The organism is Pantoea sp. Lu_F5_004, from assembly GCF_051136245.1.
GTDB classification, from domain to species: domain Bacteria; phylum Pseudomonadota; class Gammaproteobacteria; order Enterobacterales; family Enterobacteriaceae; genus Pantoea; species Pantoea agglomerans.
This window is the reverse complement of the sequence record NZ_CP194946.1, coordinates 2,036,752-2,057,836: the sequence shown is the minus strand read 5'-3', so window position 1 is coordinate 2,057,836 and position 21,085 is coordinate 2,036,752. Positions and strand designations below refer to the sequence as shown.

Annotated in this window: 18 protein-coding genes; 7 read left to right on the top strand and 11 right to left on the bottom strand. The window is 56.9% G+C overall.

Going from position 1 to position 21,085, the window contains the following annotated elements; all coding sequences use genetic code 11:
* Nucleotides 1-32 precede the first annotated feature (32 nt).
* Together ACR8BN_RS09475 and ACR8BN_RS09470 are read left to right on the top strand one after the other, a co-directional pair.
* On the top strand, nt 33-356 hold the full coding sequence (locus tag ACR8BN_RS09475; RefSeq protein ID WP_010244743.1) for a hypothetical protein: 324 nt from the start codon (nt 33-35) through the stop codon (nt 354-356).
* A 43-nt stretch (nt 357-399) separates the two neighbouring features.
* A complete protein-coding gene (locus ACR8BN_RS09470; protein ID WP_008925225.1) occupies nt 400-498 on the top strand; it encodes a YoaK family small membrane protein in 99 nt (32 codons plus the stop codon).
* A 3-nt stretch (nt 499-501) separates the two neighbouring features.
* Here the strand turns inward: ACR8BN_RS09470 and ACR8BN_RS09465 are convergent, their stop codons facing one another.
* Complete coding sequence (locus ACR8BN_RS09465; RefSeq protein ID WP_010244737.1) at nt 502-768, bottom strand: DksA/TraR family C4-type zinc finger protein; 267 nt, start codon at nt 766-768, stop codon at nt 502-504.
* Nucleotides 769-964: 196 nt separating this feature from the next.
* Between ACR8BN_RS09465 and aldA the strand changes: the two genes are divergently transcribed.
* The gene (gene aldA / locus ACR8BN_RS09460; RefSeq protein WP_193585183.1) at nt 965-2,401 is read left to right on the top strand and encodes an aldehyde dehydrogenase; all 1,437 of its coding nucleotides are present in this window, start codon (nt 965-967) and stop codon (nt 2,399-2,401) included.
* A gap of 75 nt (nt 2,402-2,476) precedes the next feature.
* On the opposite strand, the gene ACR8BN_RS09455 is transcribed toward aldA, so the two are convergent.
* On the bottom strand, nt 2,477-3,745 hold the full coding sequence (locus ACR8BN_RS09455) for an MFS transporter (RefSeq protein ID WP_115765367.1): 1,269 nt from the start codon (nt 3,743-3,745) through the stop codon (nt 2,477-2,479).
* Nucleotides 3,742-5,163 carry a M20 family metallopeptidase gene (locus ACR8BN_RS09450; RefSeq protein ID WP_115765368.1) on the bottom strand — a complete coding sequence of 474 codons (1,422 nt, stop codon included), beginning with the start codon at nt 5,161-5,163 and terminating at the stop codon, nt 3,742-3,744. Before ACR8BN_RS09450 ends, ACR8BN_RS09455 begins: the two co-directional genes overlap by 4 nt.
* Nucleotides 5,164-5,303: 140 nt before the next feature.
* Between ACR8BN_RS09450 and ACR8BN_RS09445 the strand changes: the two genes are divergently transcribed.
* Entirely contained in the window at nt 5,304-6,218 is a 915-nt protein-coding gene (locus ACR8BN_RS09445) for a LysR family transcriptional regulator (protein ID WP_163792876.1), read from the top strand.
* A 428-nt stretch (nt 6,219-6,646) separates the two neighbouring features.
* Here ACR8BN_RS09445 and ACR8BN_RS09440 read toward each other — a convergent pair whose 3' ends face one another.
* Nucleotides 6,647-8,242 (bottom strand): ABC transporter substrate-binding protein, encoded by a 1,596-nt coding sequence (locus tag ACR8BN_RS09440; RefSeq protein ID WP_050679896.1) that lies wholly within the window; start codon nt 8,240-8,242, stop codon nt 6,647-6,649.
* A gap of 127 nt (nt 8,243-8,369) precedes the next feature.
* Here ACR8BN_RS09440 and pepT point away from each other — a divergent pair, with 127 nt between their 5' ends.
* A complete protein-coding gene (gene pepT / locus ACR8BN_RS09435) occupies nt 8,370-9,596 on the top strand; it encodes a peptidase T (RefSeq protein WP_115387513.1) in 1,227 nt (408 codons plus the stop codon).
* Between the two features lie 36 nt (nt 9,597-9,632).
* Here the strand turns inward: pepT and ACR8BN_RS09430 are convergent, their stop codons facing one another.
* Entirely contained in the window at nt 9,633-10,409 is a 777-nt protein-coding gene (locus ACR8BN_RS09430) for a transporter substrate-binding domain-containing protein (RefSeq protein WP_010670199.1), read from the bottom strand.
* A gap of 65 nt (nt 10,410-10,474) precedes the next feature.
* Nucleotides 10,475-11,641 (bottom strand): methionine aminotransferase, encoded by a 1,167-nt coding sequence (locus ACR8BN_RS09425; protein ID WP_434746853.1) that lies wholly within the window; start codon nt 11,639-11,641, stop codon nt 10,475-10,477.
* 125 nt (nt 11,642-11,766) lie between these two features.
* Here ACR8BN_RS09425 and ACR8BN_RS09420 point away from each other — a divergent pair, with 125 nt between their 5' ends.
* Nucleotides 11,767-12,648: a LysR family transcriptional regulator gene (locus ACR8BN_RS09420; RefSeq protein WP_031594037.1), complete on the top strand. Its 882-nt coding sequence runs from the start codon at nt 11,767-11,769 to the stop codon at nt 12,646-12,648.
* Here ACR8BN_RS09420 and ACR8BN_RS09415 read toward each other — a convergent pair.
* The 4 genes from ACR8BN_RS09415 to ACR8BN_RS09400 form a co-directional block, all read right to left on the bottom strand.
* Nucleotides 12,606-14,270 (bottom strand): methyl-accepting chemotaxis protein, encoded by a 1,665-nt coding sequence (locus tag ACR8BN_RS09415; protein WP_064704296.1) that lies wholly within the window; start codon nt 14,268-14,270, stop codon nt 12,606-12,608. The genes ACR8BN_RS09420 and ACR8BN_RS09415 overlap by 43 nt on opposite strands.
* Nucleotides 14,271-14,487: 217 nt before the next feature.
* Nucleotides 14,488-16,008, bottom strand: a complete 1,521-nt coding sequence (locus tag ACR8BN_RS09410) for a carboxylesterase/lipase family protein (RefSeq protein WP_434747562.1) — start codon at nt 16,006-16,008, stop codon at nt 14,488-14,490.
* A gap of 431 nt (nt 16,009-16,439) precedes the next feature.
* Entirely contained in the window at nt 16,440-17,783 is a 1,344-nt protein-coding gene (gene hglS / locus ACR8BN_RS09405; protein WP_275103057.1) for a 2-oxoadipate dioxygenase/decarboxylase HglS, read from the bottom strand.
* A gap of 67 nt (nt 17,784-17,850) precedes the next feature.
* Complete coding sequence (locus ACR8BN_RS09400) at nt 17,851-19,185, bottom strand: MFS transporter (RefSeq protein ID WP_010244695.1); 1,335 nt, start codon at nt 19,183-19,185, stop codon at nt 17,851-17,853.
* A gap of 322 nt (nt 19,186-19,507) precedes the next feature.
* On the opposite strand from ACR8BN_RS09400, the gene ACR8BN_RS09395 reads away from it, so the two are divergent.
* Nucleotides 19,508-20,428, top strand: coding sequence for a LysR substrate-binding domain-containing protein (locus ACR8BN_RS09395; protein ID WP_010670205.1), 921 nt, complete (start codon nt 19,508-19,510; stop codon nt 20,426-20,428).
* Here ACR8BN_RS09395 and smrA read toward each other — a convergent pair.
* Nucleotides 20,425-20,991: a DNA endonuclease SmrA gene (gene smrA, locus ACR8BN_RS09390; RefSeq protein ID WP_109650440.1), complete on the bottom strand. Its 567-nt coding sequence runs from the start codon at nt 20,989-20,991 to the stop codon at nt 20,425-20,427. The genes ACR8BN_RS09395 and smrA overlap by 4 nt on opposite strands.
* Between the last annotated feature and the right edge of the window lie 94 nt (nt 20,992-21,085).

Below are 21,085 nucleotides of genomic sequence, written 5' to 3'. Positions count from 1 at the left end.
ACTGGGGAAAATTGATCAGATCAGGGAATGGGATGACGACGAAGTGGTTAACACTGTTTCTTTCGCAGTCAGTCAGCCAGGTAATGCTGGATGATCTGCGCGCGATATTACCTGCAGATGCGATAAAGGTGTTTGTGAATGGCCTGGATGAAACCCACTATGCCACCCTTGAGTGTGTGCAGGCGGATCAGCATTGCGCCCTGATCGCCTCAGCGATAGTGGTCTGGCGTCAGCTCGGGCATGTTCACCATATTCTCTATAAAAAAGGTGAGGTGTTGCGGGAAGAAAATGATGCAACGCAGTTCCAGCTGTTCACTCTGCTGAAAACCCACCGCGCCGTACTGCAGATCTCATGATAAGATCGCAGCCCCTGAAATCGCTGTTTGCAGCAGGTAAATTATGAGAATTGGAATTCTGTTTCCGATCGCCATCATTGTGGCGGGCGTGGGCTTTCTGGCGTGGTTTATTGGCAGTGGCCTGGCGATGCCAGGCTCCTGAGGATCAGCGCAACTGACTGTCTTTACTGCCCCGACGGTTATATAAACTGCTGGTCTGCTGCTGCTTGTCGATTTTTTCCTGACACGCCACACAATAGTGCACGCCTTTAAGCGCCTGACGACGCGCTTCGGGGATCGGCTCGCCGCAGAGCTCACATTCGGTGGCGCTTTCGCCCTGTCCGATCGACTGTCTTACCCGCTCAATGCCGTCATTGACGGTGCTATCGATCTGTTCCTGTACTGCGCCTTCTGACGCCCATCCATTTGCCATGATTTAACCCCTTTATTACCACTTCACTCCTTTAAATCTACAACATATTGACGTTTTTGCCGCAGAACTCACCGATATCTGTGATTGGCTGCCAGCCGCTCCCGGCAGCTGGCAATCAGCTAAAGGTAGCCCTGAGCAATCTGTTTCACCCTGCTATCACATTACTGCAACGTATCGATAGCGGAGAGCTAAGCGAATGACAACACATCATCAACATTTCATTAATGGCGAATTTGTAGCCCATCAGGGTGACCGTTGGATTGAAGTGATCAATCCGTCCACGGAGGCGTTGCTGTCCCGTATTCCCCAGGGCAGTCGTCAGGATGCCAGCCTTGCCATCAGCGCCGCAGAAGTGGCTCAGCCTGGATGGGAAGCGCTGCCTGCAGTAGAGCGCGGCGTCTGGCTGCACAAAATTGCCACCGCCATCCGCCAGCGTGAGCCTGAACTGACGGCAACCATTGTGGCTGAGGGTGGAAAAACCCAGGGACTGGCGAAGACCGAAGTGATGTTCACTGCCGACTACCTCGACTACATGGCGGAGTGGGCGCGCCGCTATGAAGGTGAGATCATCAACAGTGACCGCCCCAACGAAAACATCTTTCTGTTTAAAAAAGCGATCGGCGTCACCACCGGAATACTGCCGTGGAATTTCCCCTTCTTCCTCATTGCCCGCAAAGCGGCACCGGCCCTGATCACCGGAAACACCATCGTGATCAAACCCAGTGAGCTGACACCGAATAATGCGGCACTTTTTGCCGACATCATACAAACGCTGGGCCTGCCTGCTGGCGTCATTAACTTTGTTTATGGTCTGGGACCGGAAGTAGGACAGGAGCTGGCGGCAAATCCCAGGGTCGGTCTGGTAAGTCTGACCGGAAGCGTCGGTGCGGGCATTGCCACCATGGAAGCCGCGGCTAAAAATGTCACCAAAGTGTCGCTGGAACTGGGTGGCAAAGCCCCCGCCATCGTGATGGATGATGCCGATCTCGAGCTGGCTGTGCGGGCGATCGTCAGCTCGCGGATCATTAACAGCGGCCAGGTCTGCAATTGCGTGGAGCGGCTCTATGTGCAGGAAGGCATTTACGAGCGTTTTATCAGCGCACTGACCGCCGCGTTTCAGCAGGTGACATTTGGCGATCCGGCCGAACGTAATGATATCGATATGGGTCCGCTGATTAATGCCGCAGCACGGGATCGGGTGGAGCAGAAAGTAGCAGAGGCCGTCGCCGCAGGGGCAAAAGTGGCGCTGGGCGGCAAGCGCGCCGGAGATAAAGGCTTCTTCTTTCAACCCACCTTGCTGACTGATGTGCGCCAGGAGATGGCGATTATGCAGGAGGAGGTTTTTGGCCCGGTTCTGCCGGTGATGAGTTTTAAAACGCTGGATGAGGCGATTGCGCTGGCCAACGACTGCGAGTATGGGCTGACCTCCTCGATTTATACGCAGAATCTGAATACCACCATGACCGCGCTGCGAAAGCTCAAGTTCGGCGAAACCTATGTTAACCGTGAAAACTTCGAAGCGATGCAGGGTTTTCATGCCGGATGGCGTAAATCGGGTGTCGGCGGTGCCGATGGAAAACATGGTCTGGAGGAGTATCTGCAGACCCATGTTGCCTATTTACAGTTCAGTTAATCACTGGCTCGATCTTACCGCCTCCCGTACCTGACGTTGTCAGTACCAGAGTGGGCCAGTAATCGGCCCACTCTTTTATGCCACCCGCTTACTGCAGCGCAGCAGCGCGATGCCACTCAGCACCGCTACGGCCATCAGGTAGTATCCAGGCGCCAGACTGCTGCCGGTGGCGGCAATCAGCATGCTGCAAATCAGCGGTGCAAACCCGCCAAATACCGTCACGGCCACGTTGTAGCTGATCGCCATGCCGCTGGCGCGCGTGGTCGCCGGGAAGAGATCGGCCATCACCGACGGCACCGTGGAGAAATAGACCGACTTGAGTAGCGCCATCCACGCCACCAGCAGGATCAGCGTGGTGGGCGTAGTGTGATCGACCATCCATTTGAAGGCGGGATAGATCGTGACCATCAACAGCAGCAGCGATCCCCACATCAGCGGCAATCGGCCTATCCGCTCCGCCCACAATCCCATTATGGGCGTCACCACCGTCAGGATAATCCCTGCGACCAGCGTGGCGGTAAAGGCTACCGACCCCGGCAGATGCAGCGTTTTGGTGGCGTAGGTCGGAATGTAATTGAGCATGTAGTTGACGGCGGTCGAGATCACCATCACCCCAATCGCCAGGGTGATCAGCGCTTTCTGCCGCCCGAACAGCGTTTTCAGCGGTGCGGCTTCCTTCTCCTGCGTCGCAAAGCTGGCGGGCTCCTGCACGTGACGGCGAATGTAGATCCCCAGCGGCCCAATGAGTAAGCCGAAGGCAAACGGGATACGCCAGCCCCACGCCTGAATCTCGCTTTCGCTCAGCCAGTGTGTCAGCCCCAGGCCGAACGCCGATGCCATCAGAGTACTGGCGCCCTGGGTGGCGAACTGCCAGCTGGCGATAAAGGCTTTGCGCTCGGGAAAATGCTCTACCAGGAAAGCGGTGGAACTGCCAAACTCGCCCCCGGCAGAGAAGCCCTGAATAAGACGCGCCAGAATAATCAGCAGCGGCGCCGCCAGACCAATAGTGGCGTAACCCGGCATAAAGGTAATGATCGCCCCGCCCAGCATCATCAGATTGATTGAGAGCAGCAGCGCTTTTTTACGGCCATGGCGGTCGGCATAGTTGCCCAGCACGATGGCACCCAGCGGACGGATCAGGAATGAGATGCCGAAGCTGCCGAAGGTCAGCAGTAGCGACACCGACGGATCGCTGACCGGAAAGAAGACGTGCGCGATGTAGCTGGCGAAGAAGCCATACACCGCGATGTCGAACCACTCCAGCGCGTTACCAATGCAGGTAGCGAACAGCGTTTTGTGCAGGCTCGGTTTCACCTTCGGAGTACTCTGCGCGATGCTGCTCATTGTTCACCTCTCCGCCACTGATGGTGGCGTGACATCAGTTGTTCGCCCTCTTCACCCAGTTGCCAGAAAAGGCGGGTCATGATCGCCAGCCCTTCACGTGCAACAGAGGTGAGCATGTGTTCGTTAACGCCGTGCTGGCCGCAGGCCGGATAGGAATGGGGCACCCACAGCGTCGGGAGGCCGAGGATATTGGCAAATACCTCATTGGGCAGTGAACCGCCGAGATTGGGCAACAGCGCCGGTTTTTTACCGCTGCTGCGGGCCAGCGTGTCCAGCGCCCAGGCCACCAGTGGATCCTGCGGATCGAGCCGCGTTGCAGGTGAACCGCGCATAAATTCCACGCTGACGTTATCGAAGCCGTGCAGACGCAGGTGACTTTCGACATGCCGGACCAGATTTTCCCAGTCGGTGCCGACCACAAATCGCAGCTGACACACCGCCGTGGCGCTGCCGGGAATGGCGTTCATCGGACGTGCCGGGTTACCGGTTTCAAACGCCAGCACCTCCAGCGTGTTCCAGCCATAAAGACGCTCCGCAGGCGTCAGGCCCGGTTCTCCCCAGCCGTCGGCCAGCGCCGGATCGCCCGGCATTCCGCCCACCTCGATATCACTGAGGATGGCGCGCACCGCATCGGTAAGGGAGTCCGGTTTCAGTGCGGCGACCTGCAATACACCCTGTGCATTCACCAGGCAGGCGAGCGCATTGGCCAGCTGGGTGCCGGGATTACTCAGCAGTCCGCCCCAGTTGCCGGAGTGATAGGCGTTGTCGCGCGCCCTGATAGTCAGACGAAAGTTCGCCGCGCCACGCGAACCCAGGAACAGTGTCGGCCGCACCGCGTTCAGTCGCGGGCCATCAGAGGCGATAAAGAGGTCTGCCTGTAACAGCGCCCGCTGCTGCTGGCAAATCTCCGCCAGCCCCGGTGAACTGATCTCTTCACCCATTTCAAACAAAATTTTGCAGTTGAAGCCCAGTGCGCCACCGCGTGCCTGCCACACCTGCTCCAGCGCCGCGAGATTGATGCAGTGCTGGCCTTTGTTGTCCGCGCTGCCGCGTCCATACAGGCGGTCATCTTCAGCCATGAGTCGCCACGGTGATAAACCGTCGCGCCAGTTCTCATCGTCGCCGAACACCACATCGCCGTGGCCATAGCAGAGCAGCGTCGGCCTGGAGGGATCTTCAATAAGCGTGGCAATCAGAAACGGCGGGCTGCCGGGCTGCGGATTCTCAAACGGGTGCAGCGTAAAGCCCATCGCCGCCAGTTGCGGGCCAATCTCCTGCTGCAGATAGTTCTCCAGCTCCGCCTGCCTGCTGGCGTGCTGGCTTTCGGTCACGCAGGAAATTCGTCGTGCCAGCAGTTGCTGAAACTCGCCACTGTCGAAATAGTGCATCGCCTGGTCAACGGTCTGTTGCTCTGTCATGTTTGCCCTGTCTGTTCTTTTTATCGTGCTTTATCTTTGACAAACTTCGCTCTTTGCCACAATTATTAATTTATCGAGTGAGCCTTGCTTTTAAAGCAAGCCACGCCTGCCCTTTTATGATGCGTTTTGCCGGAGTCACCATGTTAAGCAGTGAGATCCGCTATTTCATGGCGGTCGTACAGTGCGGATCGCTCAGCGCCGCCAGCGAGCAACTCTTTGTGGCGGTGTCGGCGATTAGTCGCCAGATCCAGCGTCTGGAGACGCAGGTCGGAGTGCCGCTGTTTGAGCGGCATGCACGCGGTATGGTATTGAACGAAGCGGGTGAAATATTCGCGCATCATGTGCGCAAGAGTCAGCTCGATATGGAATATGCGCTGGCGGAGATTAAGGGTCTGAAAGCAATACGGCGCAGCCTGATCCGCATCGCCTGCACCGATGGAATGGCGTTCAGTCTGCTGCCGGGTCTGCTGGCGGAGTTCCGTCAGGCCAACCCCGGCGTGCTGTTTGCGCTTAATGTGACGCACTCGCAGGGCGTGGCGGCATGCGTCAGAGCTGGGGAATGCGATGTTGCGCTGCAGTTCAGTCTGCAGCCGGAGCGCAGCGTTGAGGTGCTCGGCTCGTGGCCGGCGCCGGTGTTACTGGCGATGCATCAGTCGCATCCGCTGGCGTCGCGTCAGGTGACGCTGGCCGATCTGCATGGCTGGCCGCTGGCGTTGCCAGGTCAGCATACTACCGTGCGGCAGTTGTTTGACCTCTCCTGTCAGATGAACGACTGCGTGGTCGAGCCGGTGCTGACCTGCGACTATTTCGCTACGCTCTACCACTTTTTGCTGCATACCCCGCAGGCAGTAACCATTTGCAGTGCGTTTACCCTGTTGTTTGAGCGCGACACGCAAAATCTGGTGTTGCGTTCGATGGGGGTGGATCAGCTGAGTCAGCGTACGTTGCAGCTTCAGACAGTGTCGGGCCGTCAGCGGAATGCGGCGCTGACGCTGTTTCTGCAGTTTTTGCAGCAGCGGCTGACGGAGATGGATCAGCAGGTGAGGATGGGATGAGGGGTACAGGCTTAAAGGAGTTTGGTTGTTAAAGTCTGCGCTGGATGGCTGTCAGATAGTGCTGGCTTAGGGAACACGACCCGATCGGAAAGTCGCAACAGCCGCCCTCCATGGCATGCTCGACCCGCGCGATTACGCACCTCATCCCTGAGGGGCGCCCGTAGCCGGACCAACGCGTTGCGTTGTTCAAAACGCTCCCGGCGTTTTTGTCCATGGCGCGGGACGCTTTCCTCTTCGGGTCATGTTCCCTTCGCATTGAGCTTTATCATTGCGGTCATATAAACCCTGACATTAGTGCAGCTTTATCATTGCGGTCATATAAACCCTGACATTAGTGCAGCTTTATCATTGCGGTCATATAAACCCTGACTTTAGTGCATAAGCTTAGCCCCACTCGTAAGTGGGGCTCTGGCTTTAGCGGCAATCACTTACTGCTTAATATCAACCTGATAGAAAATATGTTTGCCGAACGGATCGACCTGATAGCCGCTGACCGATTTGCGCACCGGCTCAAAGATGGTGGAGTGCGCAATCATCACCGCAGGCATCTGGTCATGCATCATCTGCTGTGCCTGCAGATAGAGCGCGGTGCGTTTGCCCTGATCCGGCTCGGCGCGGGCTTCGGTGATTAACTTCTCAAATGGCTGATAGCACCATTTTGAGGAGTTGGAACCGCCCTGTGCCGAGGTACAGCTGTAAAGCGGGCCAAAGAAGTTGTCCGGATCGCCGGTGGCGGTGGTCCAGCCCATCAGTGCCGCCTGATGCTCGCCGCTGCGCACGCGTTTCAGGTATTCGCCCCACTCATAGCTGACGATATTGGCTTTGATGCCGACTTTAGCCCAGTCCGACTGAATCATCTCCGCCATGCGGCGCGCATTCGGATTGTAAGGCCGCTGAACCGGCATCGCCCAGAGCGCAATTTCGGTACCCGGTTTCACACCCGCCTGTTGCAGCAGGGCTTTGGCCTTCTCTGGGTCGTAGTCGTAGTCTTTCAGATCTTTGTCGGCGCTCCATACGCCCGGTGGCAGGATATTTTTCGCGACCGTGCCGGTGCCTTTAAATATCGCATCGATGATCGCCGGTTTGTTGATCGCCATCGCCAGCGCCTGGCGCACTTTGACGTTATCGGTTGGCGCTTTGGTGGTGTTAAACGCCAGGAAGCCGGTATTCAGACCCGCCTTCTGTTCCAGGGTGATATCCGGGTTAGCGCGCATCTTTTCAAGATCGGCGGGATTAGGGAATGGCATTACCTGACACTCATTCTTCTCCAGCTTGGCATAACGCACGGAGGCATCCGGCGTGATGCTGAACACCAGCCGATCGAGCTTCGCCTTGCCCTGCCAGTAGTCCGGGAACGCTTTGTAGAGAATGCGGGAATCTTTCTGATACTGCACCAGCTCAAACGGGCCGGTGCCGATCGGGTTCATATCGACCTTCTCCGGCGTCCCCGCTTTCAGCATCGCGTCTGCATATTCCGCCGAGTGGATCGAGGCGAAGTACCAGGCGAGATCGGCAAGGAACGGCGCTTCCGGATGGGACAGCGTAAAACGTACGGTATGGTCATCAACCCGGTCGATACTTTTAATCAGCGTGGAGAGTTCCAGGCTTTCGAAGTTGGAATAGGTGCCGCCAGAGACATTGTGGTAAGGATTTTTCGGGTCCATCTGGCGCATGAATGAGAAGATCACATCGTCGGCGTTGAAGTCGCGGCTGGGTTTGAAGGCTTTATTGCTCTGAAACTTCACGTTCTTGCGCAGATAGAAGGTGTAAACCGTGCCATCCGGGCTGATTTCCCAGCGTTCCGCCAGGCTGGGCACCAGATTGGTGGTGCCGGGCGTAAAGTCCACCAGCCGGTTAAAGACCGGCACCGCACTGGCGTCAACGCTGGTCCCGGAGGTATAGAGCTGCGGGTTAAAGTTCTCTGGCGATCCCTCAGAACAGAAGACCAGCGTTTTGGCGTTAACGCTGCCAGCCAGCGCTATCCCAGCCGTAACAAGCGCTAAGGTGGCTATCTTGATTTTCATTATTATCCTCGCTTTGTATTGACTTCCGGTGATCACAATATCTAAATGAATCATTCAGATGCTTCATTGATAGCACGATTCGGCACCATAACGAACCCCGCCGGTGGCTGACTAATAAGGAATAGTGATGACAGACAAACTTGAGTCGCAGCTCACAGAACGTTTTTTCCGTTACCTCGCCATCAGCAGTCAGAGCGATGCCAAATCCACCACCCTGCCCAGCACGCCGAGCCAGCACGCCATGGCGGAACTGCTGGCGGATGAGCTGCGCGCATCAGGGCTGGATGAGGTGGTGATTGATGAACATGCCACGGTGACAGCGGTGAAACGCGGCAACCGTCCTGACGCGCCGCGCATCGGGTTTATTACGCATATCGATACCGTTGATGTCGGTTTGTCGCCCGATATCCACCCGCAGATCCTCACCTGGCAGGGCGAAGATCTCTGTCTGAATGCAGAGCAGGATATCTGGCTGCGCCGCGATGAACATCCGGAGATCGCGCCCTACGTCGGTCAGCAGGTGATCTTCAGCGACGGCACCAGCGTGCTTGGCGCGGACAACAAAGCGGCAGTCACCGTGGTGATGACGCTGATGGAGAACCTTAAGGGCGACCACGGCGACATCGTGGTCGCCTTTGTGCCTGACGAAGAGATTGGCCTGCGCGGCGCGAAAGCGCTGGATCTGGAAACGCGCTTTAATGTCGATTTCGCCTGGACCATCGACTGCTGCGAACTGGGCGAAGTGGTCTATGAAAACTTCAACGGTGCTGCAGCAGAAATTGTGTTTACCGGCGTACCGGCCCATCCGATGTCGGGCAAAGGGGTGCTTGTCAATCCGCTGCTGATGGCCCATGACTACATCAGCCTGTTTGATCGGCTGCAGACTCCGGAGCATACCGAAGGCCGTGAAGGCTATATCTGGTTCAATGAGATTCAGGCCAACGCCAGCAAGGCGACGCTGAAGGCCTCCATCCGTGATTTTGATCTGACCAGCTTTGCGGCGCGCAAGCAGCAGTTGCAACAGGCGGCAGAGGATCTCGCGGCGCGTTACCCCACCGGCAAGGTGAGCGTGAGTATCAGCGATACCTACAGCAATATCAGTAACGCACTGGGTGAGGATCGTCGGGCGATTGACCTGATCTTCAGTGCTTTTGCCGCACTGGAGATTGAGCCGAAGGTGATTCCGATGCGTGGCGGTACAGACGGTGCCGCGCTGTCAGCCAAAGGACTGCTGACGCCGAACTTCTTTACCGGCGCGCACAACTTCCATTCACGCTTCGAATTTCTGCCGGTAACGTCGTTTGTGAAGTCCTATCAGGTGGCGGAAAAACTCTGTTATCTGGCAGCGAAATAAGCGGAGGAATCGGGCGCAGAACGCGCCCGATTGCGATTATGGCTTCGCGCTGACATCAATGCCTGGGAAATATTTTTCAGCCAGCTTTTTGATGGTGCCATCGCCCTGCACTTTAGCAATCGCCGCATCCAGTGACTGCTTCAGCTGCGCGTCATCTTTGCGCAGGCCGTAGCCGATGCCTGAACCAAGAATCGCGTCATCTTCTACTGGCTTGCCAACAAAACCAAAGCCTTTGCCCTGCGGTTTATCGAGGAAGCCAGACTGACCGGCAGCGGACATCACCAGTGTGCCATCCAGGCGGCCCGCGACCATGTCGTTGTAAACCTGGTTCTGATCCTGATACGAGGTCACGGTCACACCCTGCGGCTCCCAATGCTTCTTCGCATAGGTTTCCTGAATGGATCCCTGCAACACCCCGATGTTCTTGCCCTTCAGACCTTCGGCGGTCGGTGCCAGATTTTCACCGGTCTTCGCCACTAACATGGTGGGAATACGGTAGATCGGCTGCGTAAACGCAATGCTTCTGGCGCGCGCTTCGGTGATGTTCATCGCCGAGTTAATGGCGTCGAACTTTTTCGCCTGCAGTGCCGGGATCAGCGCATCAAAACTGCTCTCAACCCAGTGGCAGCTGAAGTTGCCCGCCTTACAGATGGCATTGCCCAGCTCGATATCAAAGCCTTCCAGCTCCCCTTTAGCATTGCGGCTTTCAAAAGGCGGATATTGTGACTCCACGCCGTAGCGTAAATCCTGTGCCAGTGCCTGTACCGATGTCATCATGCCCAGAGCGAGAAAAAGCGCGTTCAGTTTCTTCATTATGTTATTTACCCCGAAAAGTCCTGGTTACCTGTTCCCCGAGCTGCCTCACGCGGTGGCGTGAATCAGTGAGAAAAAGCACATAGCGCAGCCGCGCCAGCCTCAAGTGTCGCCTCGTCTTTGGCAAAAGAGAGCCGAATCAGTTTGTTATCTGTGCCATCCATATAAAACGCCGACAGCGGTATGGTCGCCACACCGTGACCGACGATAAGACGTTTTACCATTTCACTGTCCGGTTCGTCACTGAAATGTCCATAGCTGGCGAGCATAAAGAATGAACCAGCACTCGGCAGCAGCCGGAACGGGGAGTTCTGCATCAGGGCGATCAGCCGATCGCGCTTCTGCTGATAGAAGGCGCTGAGCGACAGATAGTTCTCTGGCGTCTGCAGATAGTGTGCGAAACCGACCTGCATCGGCGTATCGGCGGCGTACATCATAAACTGATGCACTTTCACCAGCTCAGTCATCAGCTCTGCCGGTGCCAGACAGTAGCCTATCCGCCAGCCGGTGACGTGGAAGGTTTTGCCAAACGAAGAGACAACGACGCTGCGGGCTGCCAGCTCCGGATGCGTCGCCATCCCACAATGCGGGCGGCCATCAAACAGAATATGCTCGTAAACCTCATCGGAGAGCACCACGATATCGGTGTTGCGGATTAAGGCTGCCAGCTGATTCAGGTCGTCGGGGGTCAGCACCTGCGCGCTGGGGTTGTGCGGCGTATTAATAATGATCATCCGGGTGCGCGGCGTGATTGCTGCCCGCAACTGATCCCAGTCGATAGCAAATGACGGCACCTGCAACTTCAGGCCAATCGGTTTACCGCCCTGCAACCGCACTACCGGCGCGTAGCTGTCAAACGCCGGTTCAAAGAAGATCACCTCATCGCCCTGATGGACCAGTGCGGTGATGGCCATATAGAGCCCCTGGCTGGCGCTGCCGGTGATCAGCACTTCACTGGCGGCATCATATTGTTGTCCATAGAGCGCCTGAACTTTGCTGGCAAGCGCGTCGCGTAAGGCGGGCAAGCCCATCATGGCGGCATACTGATTATGTCCTTCCTGCATCGCGCGGCTGACTGAGTCGACCAGCGCCGGATCACAGGGGAAATTGGGCGCGCCCTGCGACAGGTTAATCGCCTGATGCTGCGCCGAAAGCTGGCCAATCACGCTGAAAATAGTGGTGCCGACGTCCGGCAATTTTGAGTGGATAGCGACAGGCGTTTTCAGGGACATACTCTCTCCGTCAGGGGCATAACCGATCAGATGCGGTAAATAGCTATTCAACGGGCTGAGACTTGAGTCGGCAAGCGAAATGTCGTCATAATAGCCATGACAAAAATGCATAGCTGAGGTTCACCGTGTCACGCTTATCGCTGCCGCTTAATGGCATTCACGCCTTTCTGGTGACCGCCCGACATCTCAATCTGACCCACGCTGCCCGCGAACTTTGCCTGACGCAGGGCGCCGTCAGTCGTAAAATTGCCGCGCTGGAGCAGTGGCTGGGCGTGACGCTGTTTGACCGCCACGCGCGCGGTCTGCGCCTGACCCCTCAGGGCGCGGCGCTGCTGCCCGACTTACAGCAGGGTTTTGAGCTGATGGTTAAGGCCAGCGAGAAGGTCCGCCGTAGTCAGGTCAGCATTCGCCTGAAAGCGCCAACCTGTGCGATGCGCTGGCTGGTGCCCCGGCTGATGGCGCTGGAGCAGCATCGTCCTGAACTGCATGTGGCCCTGACCACCACGCTGGATCATGCCGCGCAGCTGGAGAACTTCGATGTGGCGATTGTCTATGGTAAGCCGCACCCTGACGGAATTTGCCTGTTCAGTGAGTCGCTGACGCCGGTGATGGCGGGTGATCAACCCCGCCCGGACTCCCTGGCGGCACTGCCCACAATGACCTTCTTGCATCCAACGGCAGATACGCGTGACTGGCAGTGCTGGCTGCAGGCGCAGCAGGTGACGCTGAGCATGAAGCGGAACCAGCATTTTGCCACCATGGACTTAGCGATCAGTGCAGCGATTCAGGGGTTTGGTGTGGCAATTGCCGACAGCAATCTGGTGGAGAGTGATATTGCCAGCGGCAGGCTGATTAAGCCGTTCGCTGGCGAGGTAAAAACCGGTGCGGTTTACAGTTTACTGCAACGGCCCGCGCAGGATGCGCCTCCGTTCCTGGCGGAACTGGTGGCGTGGCTGTGCAGGGATCAGAAGGTAACCCAGTCGCCGTTATCCGCCGGTTTAGCCTGAGCCGCACTCAGCACGGGCGCTTTCGGCGCGGTCGGTTTACTGCTGATGACCGGTGCGATCTGGCTGTTGCTGGAGAGACGGAACTTCGACACAGAAGCCTGTAACGCTTCCGTCTGCAGTGCCAGCGCGCTCGCCGCGGCCGAGACCTCTTCAACCAGTGAGGCGTTCTGCTGGGTCACGCTATCCATTTCAGTCACCGCGGCACCGACCTGAGAGATGCCTTTGCTCTGCTCTTCCGAGGCTGAAGCGATCTGTTTCATGATCGCATCAACATCCTGCACCGATTTCAGAATATTGTTCATGGTGCCGCCGGTGGTGCTGACCAGCTCAGCGCCTTTACCTACACGCTGAACCGAATCTTCAATCAGCGTCGCAATCTCTTTTGCGGCGTTGGCGCTGCGCTGTGCAAGGTTACGCACTTCAGAGGCAACCACTGCAAAACCCCGACCCTGTTCGCCGGCACGTGCCGCTTCGACGGCGGCGTTCAGCGCCAGAATATTGGTCTGGAAAGCGATGCCGTTGATCACGTTAGTGATTTCAGCGATTTTCTTCGAGCTGCCGGAGATGCCATCCATAGTGCTGACGACTTCACTGACCAGCTGACCGCCACGTTGTGCCGTGGTGGTGGCGGTTTCTGCCAGCAGGCTGGCCTGGCGGGCATTATCGGCGTTGAATTTTACCGTGGCCGTCAACTGCTCCATGCTGGCCGCAGTCTGTTCCAGCGCAGCGGCCTGCTCTTCAGTACGTGAAGAGAGGTCATTGTTACCGGCAGAAATCTCTGCGGCACCGCGCGATATATTCTCGGTGCCGCTGCGAATGGCGCTGACCGCTTCTCGCAGGCTATCCTGCATGGCGCTCAGCAGTGGCACCAGTTTACCGACGCAGTTGCGACCGAAATCGGATACCGGCTGACTCAGGTCGCCCGTGGCAATGACCGCGAAGTGGGTACGGATACTTTCCAGCGGACGGACCAGCATCGCTACCAGATAGCGGTCGGTAAACAGCAGAATAAACAGGCCGATAATTACCGTGATGGTAATTATCGTTTTGGTCATCGCCGTAAGGTGATCCACTTCAACCCGGGTTGCATCGAGCTTTTCAGCTGCGCCCTGGCTGAATTTCTCTGCGCTGATGCCAAAGGCACGACTGAGTGGGGGCGTGACGTTATTAGCCTGCTGACGATAAGCATCAGGCGACGCCTGACGGGCCAGCTGCAATTGTGGCGTGACGCCCGCATCCAGCAGCTTTTGCCAGCTCTGAATCACTCCATCCACGACATCCGGGTTCATCGGGCCAGGTGCCAGTTGTTTAAAGCGCGCCAGTTGCTGGGTCATGCTGTCCAGCGCCTGCTGCACCGGTGCATAAGCCTCATCGTTCAGGGTCTGACCTGCGGCTTTGCTTTCCATCACACGAGATAAGCGCGTGATGACACGAAAATATTGATCGTTGCCTTTGCTCAGCACCGTCATTTGCTCAACCAGATGACGGTCCACATCATTCCCTTCGCTGAGTGCGCCAAGAGAGTGAATGCTATACAGCCCGACGCCGCTCCACAGTAAACAAAACATTCCCAGAATAGAGAGCATCACTGCGCGAATGGTAAAATTTTTGAGCATTCCCATACCAAAATCCTATACACGTTGACCCGCAAGCGTCGGGCATAGGAGATTTATCGGCATGCGATTGTGAAGATGTAACTGTTTTGTTACCTAATATTTTACAGCGTCCCTAAGCCAAATTTCACTTTGTAGCCTTTTTATTCAGCAGGTTAACCTTTAAAAAGCAGAGTAATTCCATTCGCATAATTTAATGGTTAGCACGCTAACCATGGCCCGCCACTTAAAGCCTGACCATACGGGTCATTAATAGCCGGAAAAGCCGCATACGGGCGCGCATAAAGTTCCGCTTCAGAACCAGTCCGCTCTTCCGATTATCACCAAGTGACATTGTCACATCAGAGCCTGGATGCCAGGCTGGCCACATGACCTCCCCCTCCAGCTGATGCTTATATTCCGTAGCATCACGGGCAAAGGTAAACCAGTACTCGCTGACACGCGCCGCAAATGCCCGATCGGCCTCACTGAAGGGTCGTTCTTCGTTGGGATCCGGCATCTGACTCAGCGTATTCAGCACATAAGGCACTTCGTTGCCGTGCCAGGTGCCGTGCGGATAGAGGTCACGGGCATGTTCAGAGACATAATCAAACCAGTAGCGCCAGCCTGGCATTCCGGCATTGTGCTGCGCCCGCATCACCAGCCACGGCACCAGGCTGAATGCCATATCACGCGCCACGGCACGTCCCAGCCGCTGATCGTCATGAATGTCATACATCCATTTCAGCGTCCGGTAAGTGAGACGATTTTTATCGCGTAACTGATGCAACACCGCGGTGGCATCCACGCCAAAATATTCCAGCACGCTGGCTTCATCGCTGTTACTGCCCGCCATCAGCGGCAGACGGTGCTGTTTTGCAGCCATAAAGGTTTTCAGCATCGGCTCAGGCAGGACAGCATCACCCGCAATCGGCACCGGCGGGATCGCCAGCGGCCCTTCCAGCGACCAGAAGGCATCGGCGGGCAGTGCGCGCAGGTCATCAGCACTGGCATCGGGCGGCAGACCGAAATGGCGGGCCACCGCCATGCCCTGCTGACGCGCTTTTTTCAGCGGCGTGTCAGGCAGGCTGTAGGCGCTCTGCACAATCCCTTTATGAAACAGCCCTTCAGCCAGCGGCGAACAGCAGAGTGACAGCACGCTGCGTGCGCCTGAGGATTCACCGAAAAGTGTCACATTGCGGCGGTCGCCGCCAAAGGCAGGAATGTTGCGCTGCACCCACTGCAGTGCGGCAATCTGATCCAGCAGGCCAAAATTGTTCACCGTGCTGGCAACAGGGTATTCAGCATCCAGGGCCGGATGAGAGAAGAAACCGAGATGGCCGAGCCGGTAGTTGAGCGTCACCACCACCGCGCCGCGTGAAGCCATCGGCTTGCCGTTGTAAGGTGCCAGCCCGCCAGCACCAATGGTGTAGCCACCACCGTGCAGCCATACCATCACCGGCAGGGGTTTCACGGGCGCGACATCGGGCGTCCAGACATTAAGGTAGAGGCAATCTTCACTGAACTCACCCGGATCGCCACCGCCTACGGCCTGGCAGTAGGCGCGGTTTTGCCAGCCGGAAGCCCCAAACGCGGTGGCGTCGCGCACCTGCAGCCAGGGCGTAACCGGCTGTGGCGGGCGCCAGCGCAGCGCGCCAAGTGGTGCCGCCGCATAAGGTATGCCTTTGAATACGAAAAGGTCATCGTCCATGCATCCACGCAACTCCCCCTCAGCAGTCATGATCCTCAGACCTGTTTCGTTTTTCATTCCTGTTTCCCTGTTCAAACGTCCCTCCATTATTTGCAGGCCCGCCAGCATTGTCCAGGTACGGAAGGGATTTGCAGAATATGCCGAAGCGTGAGGGGCAGGCGTGAACATGCTCATCATCAGGTTCAGAGAGTCAATTACCGTTATGATTCAACGTTGTTTATCTTTTCGCAGTGGGTCAATGGCGCTGCCAGCGCCGGAGTGGCGCGTCGTTGCTCTGTTATCAGGTGCGGTTTTGCTGCTGTTAATCAGTCAGCCTGCTAATAGATTAAGATACTCACGCAGGTAAACCTGCGCTGAGCGGTAAAGCGTTGTTTTTCCCCAGTCCTGTCAGCACATTACAAGCGTTGTCCCACTTCAGGTCCACTGGCCTTAGCAGGGGCGGTGCAGAGAAAACGTTGCGGGCAACGCGCCTGTTGCCCGCAGAGGCGTCAGTCTGACCGCAAGCCGCACTGCGCCAGCGAGCGCTGCTGGCGCTCTTTGTATAATGCCATCTCATCCAGCACGACAGCGCCCAGCGCGGCTTCAAATGCCTGGCGGCTCGCCTGTCCCGCCGAACGAACCTGCGTCCGATCGCCGAGGTTGGACTGGAAAATGCCCGCCGCGCTAACGGGCAGAAAATCTTCATAGATGATGGGATCTGCCAGCACACGGCCTTCTTCGATGAGGGTCTCCAGCGATTCACCCTGAGCCGGCGGCGTCGCGATGCCCTTTTCACTCAGGCGATAATGGAACCAGGCCAGCTCCTGCTGGCGCAGCGTGGTTTCGTCGTCGGGGAAGTCACGGAAAATCGCCGCCAGATGTTGCTGATGCTGCAGATTATCCTGACCGCTGCCCGCCTCGCTGAGCAGCCGATCGTAGAGCGCACGGCCCTGAGGCGTCAGCGCCACGCCGCGCTGCTCAATTTCACCGAAGCGTGCAGTATGGGTTCCCTGATGCCCATCCTGAAAGATGATCGGCTCTTCCAGCGCTTTAAAGCTGGTCTGACGTAACAGGATCGGTACCTGACGACGCGGTGGTCCCTCGATCAGGGTTTTCGGATCGATACCGCGCGACGGCATCAGTTGCTGTACGCGGTCGATATCCAGCGTGCGCGGTGTGAGATGGTTGATGTGGCAGCCAGGGAAGCAGACCACGTCAGCGATCAGCCGATGCTGCTGGTTCAGCGCCTGATAGGTCTGACTGTCCACGCTGCTATGGGCGTGCCAGCGGAAGGTTTCCAGTGCTTCGGTAACAAACTCAGTGGCCTGCTCGTCAGTTAAACCGCCCTGCTGCTGATGCAGTTCCAAAAGCGCCCGGCAACGGGGGGTGAAAATGTCGCGCGCGGCAAGAATCTCCGCCGCCTTTTCACGCAGTGCGTGGTCGTCGATCAGTTCAGGGCGTAACAGCGAGGTAAAGACCCGAAAGGGATTGCGCCGCAGCGCCGCATCGGTGACCGGCCGGAACGCCGTGGAGTGTACCGGCACACCAGCCTGAGAAAGATCGTAATAGCCAACCGGGTGCATTCCCATCACCGCAAACAGCTGCCGCAGTGTGGCTAATTCGTCTGCCGTGCCCACTCGGATTGCACCGTGACGTTCCAGGTTGAGTCGGCCGATCTCATCGGCTGCGGTGAGACGATCTTTCAGCGCGATATCCGCTTCCAGCGCACGGTCGTTGACAGTCGCCACCAGTTGCATCAGCGTGCCATATTGCGGCACTTCCTGCTGATACATAGCTGACATCGCCTGAGAGAAACGGGTGCGGATGAGATCCGCACTGAGAAAGTTGTCCATCTTATCCACCTGACACCGTTAGCGTTGCTGCTAATGTAATGCAACGCGCTGGCCTCAGCGGAAAAAATCACGAATCTGTGATCGGCTTAAAGCCGTAGCGGTTTTTTAACAGCAGCATCAGTGTAGTGATCACAGCTGGTATTGCCAGCAGCAGAAAGATTACGCTGAAAGACCACCCGAGAGACATCATCTCTGCGCCAACGAAGGCGCTTAAAATCGCGCCGATGCGGCCCACACCATGCATCCAGCTGGAACCGGTAGCGCGGGCGTGGGTAGGATAATAACTGGCGGATAAGGCATTCATACCGGTATTAGCCCCGTTAAAACAGAAGCCACTGCAAAAGGCAATCGCACTCATCATCCCCACTTCCGCAGGTGAAAAGCCCAGCGCCACAATAAACAGCCCGCCGCAGCCGTAGATCGCCGCCAGCGCCAGGTTAGCGTTGAAGCGGTCCATCATCCAGCCCGCAAACAGGGAACCCAGCGTCCCGCCCGCCTGATACATCGCGGTGATAATCGCCGCTTCGGTCACTGACATGCCCAGGGTGTTGACCAGCGACGGAAGCCAGCTGCCAATCAGGTAAACCATGAACAGCCCCATAAAGTAGCCGCCCCACAGCATGGTGCTGCCAAACAGATAGCGGCGTGAAAGTACGGTGCCTATCGCGCCGCTCACCGGCACGGTGGCCTCAGGCGCGTGAAACGCACAGTCGGGCGCGGTTTTGCCCGGCATCATCCGGTCGAGGATGGCGTGAATGCGGGCAGCCGGTGCGCCACGGCTGATAAGAAATCGCACCGACTCCGGCAGGCCGCGGATCAGTAATGGCAACACCAGCAGCGGCAGAATGCCGCCCAGCAGTAGCACGGAGTGCCAGTCATAGCGCGGTAGCAGCCAGGAGGCAGCAAATCCCCCGCTGGCGGCACCAAAGGTAAAGCCGCAGAACACCACCGTGATGATAAAAGCCCGTCGCCGCTCAGGTGCATATTCCGCCACCAGCGTGCCGACGTTGGGCATCGCCGCACCCAGTCCCAGCCCGGTCAGGAAACGGAACAGCATCATCTGCTCAATGTTCTGTGACAGCGCCGTTGCCAGCGTCCAGAGACCGAAAAAGAAGACGCTGAGGATAATCATCATGCGACGGCCATAGCGGTCAGCCAGCGGCCCTGCCACCATGGCACCCAGCGCCAGCCCGATTAACGCTGCGCTGATGACGACCCCGAGCTGATGATTGCTCACCCCCCACGCGGCTTTCAGTGTCGGCGCAATAAATCCCATGATCGCAATGTCCATGCCATCGAGTGCCACCACGATAAAACAGAGCGCAATGAGCCGCTTTTGCCAGTGGCTCAGCCCCTGCTGGTTGATAAGCTGGCGGACATCTACCGCCTCGACGCTGGTCAATGAACACTCCTCTGGAGTAACGAAATCTGACATCAGTTTAAGTAAAAAAAACGGCGCTAATGATAGCCGATCGTTAACCTTAAGCGGTCAGATTTTTATATGATATTGAGAATTATTCAACATTCAGCAGTTAAGTTATTGATATACCGTAGACAGAGGATGGCGTATTTCAGCGGTATACCAGGCCGAGCGCTTTTTTATCAGAGAGTTAAAGGGTAACGCGGTCATTTCGACTCGTTTGTTAAAATAAATTTGCAGCAAAGTTAACAGAATTCATTTTAAACAGTTGCCTGAAGCCGGTCATTCTCATTAAGTTTAGGATATGGAAAAAAATATCCTTTTCAATCAGCGCATTCGCTTGCGCCATCTACATACCTTTGTTGCGGTTGCGCAGCAAGGCACGCTGGGCCGGGCGGCAGAGACGCTTAGCCTCAGTCAGCCTGCCCTCTCCAAAACCCTGAATGAGCTGGAGGAGCTGACTGGCGTTCGTCTGTTTGAACGTGGCCGGCTGGGCGCGCAACTGACCACCATGGGAGAGCAGTTTCTGACCCATGCGGTGCGGGTGCTCGACGCGCTGAACCATGCCGGACAAAGTTTTAATGAGCAGCCGGGGGATGCGCCGGTGATTATCCGGCTGGGAGCATTGACCACTGCCGCGATGGGGATGCTGCCACGCATCCTGGATCGTTTTCATCAGTTACAACCCAATACCACCATTCAGGTGGCGACACTCCACAATAATGTGTTGCTGGCAGGCCTGCGCGGCGGTGAGTTCGATATCGGCATTGGCCGGATGGCGGACAGCGCCATGATGACCGGGCTGACCTATGAATTGCTGTTTCTGGAGTCACTCAAGCTGGTAGTCAGGCCGGAACATCCGCTGTTAAGTGACAATGTCACGCTTTCGCGTGCGATGCAGTGGCCGGTAGTGATTTCGCCCGAGGGCACGGCTCCGCGCCGGATTGCACAGCAGATGCTGGATGAACAGGGCTGCACCCTTCCGCCTCACTGCATTGAGACCTCATCAACTTCACTGGCGCGCCAGCTGGCTCTTCGCTACGACTACATCTGGTTCGTCCCTTCCGGGGCGATTAAAGAGGATCTGAGCCACAACGCTGTTTGTGCGCTGCCGATCGCCTCTTCCGGACCGGGCGAACCGGTGGGCATCATTACCCGCACCGGCGCAGAACTGAGCCTGAGTGCCGAGGTGCTGATGTCCACCATCCGTAAGTTTCACAGTTAGCGGCTGCGTTTCGCATGCCGCTCACGGTTTTCAAGGCGTGCTTTATCAGTTTTGCGCAATCCCACATAAAGCGCCCCGGCCCCGCCATGCCGGGTCTGGGCCACGCAAAAGGTCTGTACGTCATCAAACTGCTTTAGCCAGCGCGCGAGATAGCTGCGCACAATGTTGGCATGCGATTCATCATCACGACCTTTGCCGTGGATGATCAGCAGATTGCGCAATCCCTGTTTGTGCGCCTGCATCATAAAGTTAAAGAGCGCCTGACGACAGGTTTCAACCGGTTGCCGCAACAGGTTGAGGCTGGCATTCAGCTGATACTCTCCTCTGCGCAGTTTATCCAGAATACCCTGCTGAATGCCGTCGGCTTTGTATTCCAGCGGGGTATTGAGTGGAACGATCTCCAGATCGCCCCGGGTCAGGAAATTCTCCAGCTCAGATTCACCTGGCGGTTTTCGTGGCGCCTTCGTTGAGGGTGCTTTGAGCCACAAGGTTGTGGTGGTGTCTTTTAACGGCGTGACATCGCCCATGGCATCCCGAAAGAGATCATTATCATCAAGGTTCATGGTTTTCTCACACCTGGTTAAAATTGATGGAATGTGCAAATCACGCTCTACCCGTTAGCGTAGCAAAAGCTGGAATCATCGGCCCACCCCACTT